Source organism: Psychroflexus salis, assembly GCF_014640175.1.
Lineage (GTDB): Bacteria > Bacteroidota > Bacteroidia > Flavobacteriales > Flavobacteriaceae > Psychroflexus > Psychroflexus salis.
The window spans coordinates 1-11,740 of record NZ_BMGL01000019.1; the positions used below are offsets into that span (position 1 = coordinate 1).

The following is an 11,740-nucleotide window of genomic DNA, read 5'->3' on the forward strand; positions in this document are numbered from 1 at the left end:
CAAAATCATAATCAAATTCAGAGCAGTTTTATCATTTTATACATCATTTTCAATTCAGCTAATTAGAAGAATAAATATGATTTTACCTAAATGTTTTTTTGAAAGCTAATAAAGCATAACGGTTCGTGCATATGGTTTGTGGCGGTATTAAAAACGCTCGCCATTCGCATGAGCTCTTAAGTTGATAAAAATACTGTAATTTTCGGTTTAACACAAAACCCGCCATAAACTATATGCGCTGTTGGGCAAAGTGTTTTGCGTTCCGATTTTCCATCCAGTTGCTACTCTCCTATTTTCATTTTTCAATACACTCATTAAAATGTCATTGCCTTAGAATTAAACCAAAAACTTCATTTCAGTTATTTCCTTTTTTTGGATTCTATATTTATCGTTTTTAAGACTAATTTTAAATCATTTGTTATTCTAATTCCGCTTGGCTAGTCAATTTTTGAGATGCAAATTTATTTTTCACAATGCTTAGTTTCATTCATCACTTTAGTCCATAGCCAAAAGATTGGGCTTAAAACTGCTTAATTCCAAAATCGCAATCCTGTTTTTTCGCAGTTTTCATATATGAGTCAATTCGACTTTTGGCCAGCCCTTTAATTTCCTTTGTTCATGGATTTTTGGCAAGTAATAACTCATGATTTATTCTGTTTTTTGTCCTAATTTTCATTTTACCCAACCTATTGTTCAAATCAGAGTTTTTGAGTTTAAATTCAGGATTTCAATTCATTCGCAAAAGTTAAAAAAAAGAGCTAATATTTCCTTTATTATGATTTCAATTAGAAGTGAAATTTTCTTTTCAACATTTTGCCCAACGGTTCGTGCATATGGTTTGTGGCGGAATTGAAACCGCTCGCCATTCGCTTGAGCTTTAAGTTGATAAAAATACTATAATTTTCGGTTTAACACAAAACCAGCCATAAACTATATGCGCTGTTGGTATGCGTTTTTTTTTATTCGGAGTTTTGTTTTCAGTTCATTTTTATTCACTCACAGGTTTGGTTGAAACCTTAAATTTCATTTTGTTATCAATAATTTTTTACAGAGAAATATTTTTTTGTAATCAGTTCAGCGTTTTGATTGTCAGTCATTTGTTTTTAAATGACAAAATCCGAATTTAAAAACTGAATTTTTTCTATGATTCACTAGTTCCGATCTCCAAAATTCAATCGGCGTTTTGATTTTCATTTAGATGGTTTTTCGGCATTTCACTGATTTTCGATTTAGTGACCAAATCTCAAAATTCAGCACTAAATTCATTAGTCGGCTTGAGTTTATTCAGCGCAATCTATTCGGAGTTTTGCTTTTAAATCAGATGTGAATTCATAGAAAGGTTTCTAATTTATTCATTCAATTTTCATCAACGTAATTCATTTTCAACGTTCTGATATTCAATCGCAAATTTCCCTTATTAAGTTTTATTTTTTTTAAATGCATACCAACGTTTTGTGCATAACATAAGTGGCGACTTAAAATGCACAAAATTTTCGGTTAAACTTTAAGTTTCTAAAAATACACAAAACTCCCGTTTCAATCACAAATCTCGCCATTTTTGTTATGCGCTGTTGTAAAACGTTTTTTCATTCGATACTTATAATTAACGGAATTTGAGATTTAACTGCTATTTCATCTACACAAGCAGGATACCATTCCGTATATTCAATCAACAATTTTGTTAATTCTGATTTTTGTTTATCATTTAAAAAGTATGAATATCTGATAGGTGATTTTTCAATTTTACCTTTTTCGTTAATCACAATAAATGCTCTGATATTTTTAGATTCAAGTTTTTCTATTTTCCTTATTTCTTTAATTAATCCATTATAATTTGATTTCAAAGTTGGTGGGACTTCTGGATTAATATAAACACCATTAGAATTTATATAGTTCTTCTCTGGTTTATTTTGATTTACAACCCACTTATATTCTACTGATTCTTTACTTATTTCTTCGAAGGATTTGAATTTACCTTTATATTCATATTTATCAATTAATGAATCGTTAGAGTATTCTTGAATTTCTAAATTATAGTTACCACGAAATCCACTTATTGTTTTGAATGGATTTTGATTTAAAATTAAATTTACCCTTGTTACTTTGTAAGATAAGATTACTTCTGGGTTGGGGTTATCTGTCCAAAAATTATATGTGGCGTCTTTTATCTGAAGTTTATTATTAATAATTAACTTAATATTTGTGCCGCTTAATACTACATTATCATTTTCAATTATCAGAATTGAGTCAGATTTAAAATAATAATGTAGTTTGTTAATATTTACAATATCTCTAATGTCATTAAACCTTTCAAATTCATCATTGATTTCATATTTCAAAGCATTTACATTCAACTCAACATTTTCCTGAGAAGAAGAAATTTTTGTAATTAAAAGTAATGTGATAAATAGAATTCTCAAATTTCGTTTTTAAATGTTTTACAACGTCTCGCGCATAACATAAGTGGCGACTTGAAATGCACAATCTTTTCGGTTAAACTTTTAATTTTCTAAAAATACCAAAATTTTCATTTCAGCCACAAATCTCGCCATTTTTGTTATGCGCTGTTGGCAAACGTTATTTTTGGTTCCGATTTTGTCTATATTTTTTAATATAATAGATACATCCACTCAACCCAGCAATTACGATTAGTATGTTTGATTTTCCAGTATTCCAATTATTATAAACATAAAAAACACCGAGAATCATAACAATGATGTAAACACCCAATAGAATTTTGGGTAAATTCGAGCTTTTAAAAACTTTTTCTTGATCTACAATAAGTTTTTCATCATCTACTTTTTGATTGGATTTTTCATTTCTTTTATTTCTCTTAAGCTTTTTTTTATTTATGCTTCCGATTTTATTTGAAAAAGAATTTATAAAACTTTGATAATCATCCTTATCATTTCTCCATTCTGGAAATCTTGAAATGGTCATGCTTGAAAAGTTCGAACTTATATTTAAGGTATCGTAGTGAAATTCTCTTTGAATATTCCAACTATCAATTTCATATAAATCGAATTTGAGATTATCTTGAGACTTTAATATCGGTTTTTTTAACCAATTAAATTCAATTTCCCTTTTAGTTAGCTCAATTTCAGCAATTCCAGAAGTCAATTTTACAGAAATCCAATATATTCCAATAATTATTAACGTAGCAGTTATAAAAACAATTAATTCATCGGGATTTATATCAGCTGCTTCTTTAAATCTATAAGCTATGTAGGAAAAGCTCAATAGTATTGTCATAAATGTAAATACGAAATGAAAAACTGATATTGTTCTAATTTTGTATTTCATTTTTTCATAATGTTTGCCAACGGTCTCGGCTATGCGTAGTGCGGGATTTCAAGGCACTTCACTTTCCATTTAGCAGTTAGTTTATTTACTGTAATTACTTTAATATCAGCACTTTCGCCCGCATTACGTATAGCCATTGTTACCCACTGGCTTTTTTCTTTTTTTAAGTCAGATTTTTTATTACCTTTGCAACTTGAAAAATGACGAGTACAAAGATAACATATAATTTTCTATTGCCTGCGGTCACTCCGCCTTGAATCGCTGTACTCAATCACTTCCTTGTTCGCTTTAGAACAGTTTCAATAGTCAATTTTAATACAAACACATTTAGACGAATGGATAGCCATTTGTAACGGAATTCATATGAAAAAATATTTAAACTTATTCGATTTTAAACAAAAAGTAGATTACAAAACAGAAGTCTTATCAGGTCTTACGGTTGCTTTGGCTCTTGTTCCTGAAGCAGTTGCCTTTGCCTTAATTGCTGGCTTGTCTCCATTGACAGGTCTTTATGCAGCATTTGTAATGGGTTTGATAACGTCTATTTTTGGTGGGCGTCCTGGAATGATTTCAGGTGCAACTGGTGCGGTGGCAGTTGTTATTGTGGCTTTGGCAATATCACACGGACCCGAATATGTCTTCGCCACAGTTGTTTTGGCAGGGATTATTCAAATGTTAGCAGGATTTTTAAGATTAGGAAAATTGATGCGATTAGTACCACATCCTGTAATTTTCGGATTTGTAAATGGTTTGGCGGTTATCATTTTTATGTCGCAACTCGACCAATTTAAAGACGCATCAGGAAATTGGTTAACTGGTCAGTCGTTGTATATTATCCTTGGCTTGGTGTTGTTAACAATGCTTATTATTTGGGGATTGCCAAAACTTACTAAAGCCATTCCTGCTTCATTAGTTGCTATTTTGGCTGTTTTTGGAATTGTGGTCGGATTTGGAATTGATACGAAAACAGTTGGTGACATAGCGTCTATTCAAGGTGGTTTTCCGCCATTTCATATTCCAAGCGTTCCTTTTAGTTTTGAAACTCTAGCGTTGATTTTTCCTTATGCAGCAATTATGGCTGGTGTTGGTTTGATTGAGAGTTTGTTAACGCTAAATATTATTGATGAAATTACGGAAACTCGTGGAAGAGGGAACAAAGAAGCCGTTGCTCAAGGTGCAGCAAATATTTTGTCAGGTGTTTTCTCGGGAATGGGTGGTTGTGCAATGTTAGGCCAAAGTCTTATTAATATTTCCAATGGTGCAAGAGCAAGACTGTCTGGAATTGTTGCTGCTGTGGCACTTTTAGCATTTGTAATGTTTGGTGCTGGTTTAATTGAGCAATTACCAATGGCAGCACTTACAGGTCTGATGATTATGGTCGCTATAGGAACTTTTGAATGGGCAAGTTTGAAGACTTTTAATAAAATGCCTAAATCCGATATTTTCGTGATGGTTGTTGTAACACTCGTTACTGTTTTCTTGCATAATTTGGCTTTAGCAGTTATTGTGGGTGTTATTATAGCTGCCTTGGTTTTTGCTTGGGATAATGCAAAACGTATTCGAGCAAGAAAGTCAGTTGATGAACAAGGAATTAAGCATTATGAAATTTACGGTCCATTATTTTTTGGTTCTGTAACTGCTTTTAATGAAAAGTTTGATATTCTAAACGACCCTGATGAAGTTATTATTGATTTTAAAGAAAGTCGGGTAGTCGATATGTCGGCAATAGAAGCTCTTAATAAAATTACAGAACGCTATTTAAAAGTCGGCAAGAAAGTCCATTTACGCCATTTGAGTGCTGACTGTCAAAAGTTACTTCAAAATGCCGATAAAATCATTGATGTCAATGTCATAGAAGACCCAAATTACAAAGTTGTAGTCGATAAGGTTTAATAGATGCTGGTCGTTTTTTTAGCTTGTGGGTAACGGTTTGCGTATATGAATAGTGGCGACTTAAAATGCACAAACTATTCGGTTAGTTATTTACTTTTATAAAAATACAAAAATTCTCAATTAAGCAAGAAATTCGCCATTATTTATATACGCTGTTCTCTGCTGGCTTTTTTCCGTTCTGCTATTCATTCAGCGAGGGCAGAAAGCCATACTTATTTGCAATTTTGGGCGTGGGTTGGCTGGAGTGAATTGCAAATGTGTATGGCTTTGAGCGTTGGCAATTCCACTATGCTATTAAGTTATAACTCTCACTTGGTGGAAATAATAATTCTATTCCTTTCGGTTTAATTTTAAATAAAGGACCTTTTTCGACAACTTTCCCTTTTGAGTTTCTCTTAATTAGATGGTCAAGTGTTATAATTCCTTGTTCAATTAATAAGTCAAATTGTGAGGTTATTGGTTTTTTAGTGTGTTCTACTAACTTATATTGAAAATGTTCACGATTATTAATTCTAGTACTTTCGGCTTCTACCCAAAATGTTTCTTTGTGTTTTGATTTTAGTCGATTATGAAGTTTGTCTAATGTCCAAACCACAAAATCTCCAACTTCTGGTTTATCAGAATTTTCAATGAGTTGTTTGATGTCATTATCAATTCTTAAATTTAATCCTTGTGAGTTTCTCGTAATTGCTGAAACTGTACAATACAATTTGAAATCATCATCACGGTCGTATCCAAAATTGTCAAGAATTTCTGCTGAACTTTTAAACTTACTTAATTTCCAATCTGGAACTTGTGCAAATAAATTTTTTCTATTTGTTCTGCTGTTTCTGAATGATTTAAGTTCAATTCCTTTATAGTCTGGTTGTTTGGAAGAATTAATATTTATTCCGAGTGCAGTTTCAAGTGTTCGACCTACAGATGTGTCAGCATCTACCATTGAAGGAATTGGTCCAGCATTTGCAATTTTTCTTAACATAGCTAAAAGCTCGAAAGCAACTTCATTTTCTGACGTGCTAATTGCATTAACTAATTCCTGAAATGGATTTAGAATTGAAGAATAAATTAATTCTTTGATTTCCAATTTTGTCAAATTAAAAACCTGAAAACTATCATTATAAAAAGTAATCCCAATAATATCGTTCGGGTCAGCAACTTTTGTTAATCCATAAAACCAAATCCTTGGGTCTCCTTTTTTAGTTGAAGGACGATAAAGAGAAGTTTTTGATTTTATAATTTTAAAACCAGTATGAATAATTGCTGGAAGCATTACTTTATTCTTTGTACCTTGATTCTGCAATTCATAATCGTGAATATTCTCGTTTTTCAAATAACTGCGAACGGAACCAGTTGCATCCATAATGGATTTTTTTAATCCAGTTTCGGTTGGTTCAATTAAAGTAAGAGAAACTTGGTTTTTAGTCAGTAATTTTATTTTTTCTTGTTCTGCGTCTGTAAGTTTTCTCACTTGATATGTTTTAAAATTTCACTTGCTATTGCTCTTGCTAATAAAGGTGGAACGGCGTTCCCAACTAAAGTGTATTGTGGCACTTCTGTTTTTCTATTATTACCACCAGTTGAACGTTTCCCTTGAAACACAAAAGAATCATCAAAAGATTGTAAACGAGCCATTTCTCTGACGGATAAAGACCTTGGCGAATTATAATGAATATAATCATCTGCAATGGTCATAATTGTAGAACTTTGTTCGTCTGGCTTTAAAACATTATAGTTTCGTTTATTTGTTGAAAGACCCAATTTTTCTAATTCAGGTTGAGCTTTTTTGTAATCGCCATTTTTTAAAATAACTCCTAGTCTTTCAACAACAGTTTCGTTTTGATTACTTGTTTTATGATTATTGAGTATGTCGAAATATTTATCTCCATTTTCAAGTGCTTCTGTATTTTTTACGTAAAAAGGCTTTGTTTGAGGTTTGAAACGTTCAATTAATCTACCTTTTCTTGACCATTCTGCAAAAGATTTTCCACCTTTAGAAATTGGCTTTCCATCAATTTTTCTTTTCTTTAAAAGTTTAGCCATTTTCTTTGCAGTACCATTGTATTGAGTTGAAATATCAACTAATTCGTATCGGTGAGCTTCTTGATTGTTACCGATAAAATCTAAATCATATAAAGCTTCAAAAATGGTAACTTTTTCTTCTTCAGAAACGGTTGCAGGAATTTCAGAAATATATTTTTGGTCTTTACGACAACCAATGAAAAGCACTCTTTCTCTATTTTGTGGAACACCATAATTTGAAGCGTTAGCAACAAAAGGTTTTTCTATTTTGTAAAGTCTAATGCTTTCAAGAATAGTTTCTAATTCCTTTTTTTGTGATTTATTGCAATTTGATTTTAATATCTCTATTGACTCATCGAAAGAAGTTGTATAGATTTTTAAAGCAGTAATAATGTCGTCACAATCTTTTTTATAAGCATTTGGAACTTTTAAAATTTTAAAAGCATTTTCAATTTTCGATATAACATTTTCTGAACTGATTTCTGTAAGAAAATCTGTGAAAGTATTTACAAAATTATCATTATCAATATTACAAAAGTCTTTTTCTTTTATAATATCACGTTTTAGTTTTTCCCACTCTTTTGTTCTTGCTAATAAACTAAAACCGTGTCGAATAGTATTGATATTTTCGTCCGTTTTACTTGTTTTGTAATCAGCAATTTTTGGTGTGATTTTCTTAAATCTATTTTCCACAAAACTGATAAAATCTGCTTTTCCTGCTTCTTTGTCTTTTTCGAGCAATTTTTCAAGTTCAACACGTTTCATAATACTGTCAAACAGAAAAGAATTCGATTCTTTCCGCATTTTTTTGATGAAATTATTTAGTAACGGAATTTCTTTAGTATCAACAATAGAGTTGATTTCTTTTATAATTAATTCTTTTATTTTTCCACCTTCTTTTGTCAAAATGCCTTTTACATTTTCCATCACGAAGTATTTAGGTTGTAAAACCTTAATGACTTCTAAATAGTGAGAAAATAGGTCATCTTTTTTATCGAATTTTTTTCTTTTTCCCGCAAGACTGAAACTTTGACAAGGTGGTCCACCACAAACTACATCAATTTTACGTCCATTTATTTTTTCAAGTAAATTATCTAAAAAATCTGGTTCAGTAATGTCCTGCTTTAGAAATTCAGCATCTAAACCTAATTGGTGATTATAGCGTGCAACGTGAGTCAATTCACAGTTTTCATTGATATCGTTGGCAACAACGAAATCGAAAAATTTATTATTATGTTCAGCTTGCAAAAAACCTTCACTAAAACCACCAGCGCCAGCAAATAAATCTATAAAAGTGAATGGTTTACCATAAAGTGAAACCTGCTCTTTAATTATGTTTACATTGTTACTTTGTCTATAGTTTTCTATGTGTTCATTTAAAGCGTTTTTAATTTGATCTAGGACAAATGTTTTTTTGTTAGAATGGTGCAAGAGTTCGTCTGCTCTTTCTTTTAAAAAGTCTAAATAGTGATTGATTTCATTAGATTTAACACTTAATCCAATTGCCTTTTGTTTGGATTTGTTGAAATTTCTCGGCTCTATTTTTTGCCCTGTGGAAACCTTTACCTGATTTCCTTTGCAGTTTATTCGTAGATGAATTGGTGCAAATCCTTTTTTGTCAGGTTTGTCTAAATAAAAATTAATTGTTGCCATAATTATTCTCGGACATTTTTACGTACACGGACAAATTTACGGACATTTTTTTAAATTCCAATTTAATTCTGATTTTTGTTCAGTTTCAGCGTTGGAAATAGGCAAGCTCTTTTTATTTTGTGAGGCACGAGCACAATAAAATGTGCTTGACTGTGCGGTGGGTTTTAGCTTGCAGAGAACGGTAACGTATAAGCGTAGTGCGGGATTATATGCACTTCACTTTCGGTTTACCTCTATGTTTATTTACATACAATTCGTTTATTTTTAGCACTTTAGCCCGCATTACGCTTATACAATGTTGGCTGTAGTTTTTATAGATAGCCGAACAGAATTTTAAAACCGTATAAAATCAGACTTGGTAAAAAAACAATTAAAATTGACTTTAAAATTTCGATTTTTTCGTTCAAAACTAACTGCACTATTAAAACTAAATAAATTAGAAACCAACTTATATAACTTAATATTTTAAAATCATTAAATGTGAGGTTGAAAACAAAACTCATTTTATCCAAATCATCAATCGAGTTAATATTACTATCTAGAAAAGCTAAGTTGAAAAAATAGAAAATCATAAATATTAATAATGGTATAAAACTATAACCGAGTAATTCATTTATATTTATTTTTTCCTCGTAATTGTTTTCCATATTCATATCAACAATAAAAAGCATAATTTTCGTAGTCAATGCAAAAAAAATATATGCTATTAAAGGAATACAAAAAGCAACGAAATTATTTGCAGAATAAAGGAATTCAAGAAAGTTGTTGGATACTGATATCTGCCTTTGAAAATCATTAGCTAATATAGAAACGTTGAGATAAAAAAAAGATGTTGCCATTACTATAATTAACCAAAAATATTTTTCAATCTTATTGAATTGTACTAACATAGGCTTCAAGTATTGATGAAATAAAAATTAATAAAAAACAAATTGTACATATATAGTAATCAGAATTTGAAATTTTCATATTCCTTTTTTTAAATATATATTGAAAAATATATAAGCCTACTTTATAACCTAAATAGCAGGATAAGACAATTGCAACAACTTCAATAAAATGGGGCATTAAATGATTGAATATAAAATTATTATCAAAATTGACTAATAAATTTTTTATTAAATAGTCTAGAATAAACCCATTGTAAGTAGTATTTACAAAAGTCAACAGTCCAAATGAAAATCCTCCTAGAATATTGAAGATTATCACGTAGATGTTGTTTTTTAATATTCGTAACCATAAATCATAATTTTGCATCTGTTGAAGTTCTTCTATAAATTGTATTGTTTTAATATTATTTGAATTTGTCAAATCAATATTTATAAAAAAAGACACAACAAATCCAATAATATATGTCGTCAAGGATAAAATTATTATTTTCTTGTCCATAAATTCTAAGTTTTTAAAAAAATCGGAGAGCAAAATTACTCTCCGATTTGCAGTTTATAGTCCTGCAACTGCTCCAGCTACGGCACCTGCAACAGGAGTTGCAACACTACCCACAGCAAAACCCCATACAGCCGCATCTGCCACACCTATTGCACCAACAGCTAATGTCGCTTCATTAGAAGCACCATTTTCTGCCATTACATAAGTGATACCAAGCCAGACTTCACCAGCTTTAGCTTGAACATCAGTGTTAGATACAAAACCGAATGTTCCACAGATAGCAACAAGAGCTACAAGACTTTTCAATTTATTTTTCATAGAATTGAAAATTAGATTAAACAATATGCCTGAACATTTTAAGACCGTCAGACTTTCAGTCTATTTCTTTAAATTCTGTTGTTAAATATGTATAATATGCTATGCCTAATATTGCGATAGCCCCAGTAACAATGCCTACAAATACCGCTAAAAGAAAACTTTTATATAAATGAAGTATTGTGTAAGCTGGAATTACAACACCAATAAATCCAATAAAAAAACCAAAATTCCAAGATTTCACATTCTTTGGAGTTAATTCTGCTCCACAATTGGAGCATTTTGTTATATGGTTTTTTTTAAAATTAAAAGTCTCCTTAAATGGTACTTTTGTTTTACATTTTGGGCATAAGAATTTTTCACTCATTATTTTATTCTTTTAGTTTCTTTTAAAATTACAGCCAACGTCTTGCGCATAACGAAAGTGGCGAGCTAAAATACGCAAGTCTTTCGGTTAAACATTAAATTTTATAAACATGAAAATACTATCAATTTTACGCAAAATTCAGCCATTTTTGTTATGCGCTGTTGGCAACCGTTTTTTATTATATATTATATATTCTTTTTTTATGGCAGTTATTTTTATGTCAGTAATGTTTATTTTTTTTCGGGATTATTTCTTCCATTAATCAAATCAATTATTATTATCAATATAATTATTCCAAAATAAGTCAATAAAAAACCATAGAAATAGAATATTTTATCAAAAAACACTTTAAATAAATAACCTAAAAAAATAATTAATGATAAGAGTATTACTTGTATTGCTACAGACGGAACAACTATATTTTCTTCTAATATATGCGCTTCTTTTTCAGAAAGTGTCAATATAATTGACGTTAATAATGATGAAACTATTGTTAATCCAATACAAACTGAAGCAATAATTAAAAAGTCATCAGTTTTATAAAATTTAGGATGAAAAATATAAATAGAGATATACCAAAATGGAAGTAAAACAGAATTTATTAAAAGTGTTTTTAAATGTCTTGGTATTTTATCTATATCTATCATATATTATTTGTGATTGGTAAATGGTTGCCAACGTCTCGCGCATAACATAAATGGCGACTTAAAATGCGCAAACTTTTCGGTTAAGGTTTTTTACTTTCTAAAAATAAATAAAACTCCCGTTTCAGCACAAATCTCGCCATTTTTGTTATGCGCT

9 protein-coding genes are annotated in these 11,740 nt (G+C 30.3%); 1 reads left to right on the forward strand and 8 read right to left on the reverse strand.

Annotation, left to right across the window (positions count from 1 at the left end; translation table 11 throughout):
* Window positions 1-1,586 precede the first annotated feature (1,586 nt).
* Complete coding sequence (locus tag IEV63_RS12755; RefSeq protein WP_188407206.1) at window positions 1,587-2,420, reverse strand: hypothetical protein; 834 nt, start codon at window positions 2,418-2,420, stop codon at window positions 1,587-1,589.
* Window positions 2,421-2,577: 157 nt separating this feature from the next.
* Entirely contained in the window at window positions 2,578-3,303 is a 726-nt protein-coding gene (locus IEV63_RS12760) for a hypothetical protein (protein WP_188407207.1), read from the reverse strand.
* Between the two features lie 363 nt (window positions 3,304-3,666).
* On the opposite strand from IEV63_RS12760, the gene IEV63_RS12765 reads away from it, so the two are divergent.
* Window positions 3,667-5,196 (forward strand): SulP family inorganic anion transporter, encoded by a 1,530-nt coding sequence (locus tag IEV63_RS12765; protein ID WP_188407208.1) that lies wholly within the window; start codon window positions 3,667-3,669, stop codon window positions 5,194-5,196.
* Window positions 5,197-5,482: 286 nt separating this feature from the next.
* Here IEV63_RS12765 and IEV63_RS12770 read toward each other — a convergent pair whose 3' ends face one another.
* From IEV63_RS12770 to IEV63_RS12795, 6 genes are all read right to left on the reverse strand, one after another.
* A complete protein-coding gene (locus IEV63_RS12770; protein ID WP_188407209.1) occupies window positions 5,483-6,664 on the reverse strand; it encodes an MvaI/BcnI restriction endonuclease family protein in 1,182 nt (393 codons plus the stop codon).
* On the reverse strand, window positions 6,661-8,868 hold the full coding sequence (locus tag IEV63_RS12775; protein ID WP_188407210.1) for a DNA cytosine methyltransferase: 2,208 nt from the start codon (window positions 8,866-8,868) through the stop codon (window positions 6,661-6,663). Before IEV63_RS12775 ends, IEV63_RS12770 begins: the two co-directional genes overlap by 4 nt.
* Before the next feature lie 870 nt (window positions 8,869-9,738).
* A complete protein-coding gene (locus IEV63_RS13165; protein ID WP_188407211.1) occupies window positions 9,739-10,257 on the reverse strand; it encodes a stage II sporulation protein M in 519 nt (172 codons plus the stop codon).
* 54 nt (window positions 10,258-10,311) lie between these two features.
* The gene (locus tag IEV63_RS12785) at window positions 10,312-10,563 is read right to left on the reverse strand and encodes a hypothetical protein (RefSeq protein ID WP_188407212.1); all 252 of its coding nucleotides are present in this window, start codon (window positions 10,561-10,563) and stop codon (window positions 10,312-10,314) included.
* A gap of 67 nt (window positions 10,564-10,630) precedes the next feature.
* Complete coding sequence (locus IEV63_RS12790; RefSeq protein ID WP_188407213.1) at window positions 10,631-10,939, reverse strand: hypothetical protein; 309 nt, start codon at window positions 10,937-10,939, stop codon at window positions 10,631-10,633.
* A 230-nt stretch (window positions 10,940-11,169) separates the two neighbouring features.
* On the reverse strand, window positions 11,170-11,586 hold the full coding sequence (locus IEV63_RS12795; RefSeq protein ID WP_188407214.1) for a hypothetical protein: 417 nt from the start codon (window positions 11,584-11,586) through the stop codon (window positions 11,170-11,172).
* Window positions 11,587-11,740 lie beyond the last annotated feature (154 nt).

Excerpts from the sequence above, each read along its gene's own strand:
- IEV63_RS12760 (WP_188407207.1), bottom strand. The coding sequence starts at position 3,303 with ATGAAATACAAAATTAGAACAATATCAGTTTTTCATTTCGTATTTACA.
- IEV63_RS12765 (WP_188407208.1), top strand. The coding sequence starts at position 3,667 with ATGAAAAAATATTTAAACTTATTCGATTTTAAACAAAAAGTAGATTAC.
- IEV63_RS12775 (WP_188407210.1), bottom strand. The coding sequence starts at position 8,868 with ATGGCAACAATTAATTTTTATTTAGACAAACCTGACAAAAAAGGATTT.
- IEV63_RS13165 (WP_188407211.1), bottom strand. The coding sequence starts at position 10,257 with ATGGACAAGAAAATAATAATTTTATCCTTGACGACATATATTATTGGA.
- IEV63_RS12790 (WP_188407213.1), bottom strand. The coding sequence starts at position 10,939 with ATGAGTGAAAAATTCTTATGCCCAAAATGTAAAACAAAAGTACCATTT.
- IEV63_RS12795 (WP_188407214.1), bottom strand. The coding sequence starts at position 11,586 with ATGATAGATATAGATAAAATACCAAGACATTTAAAAACACTTTTAATA.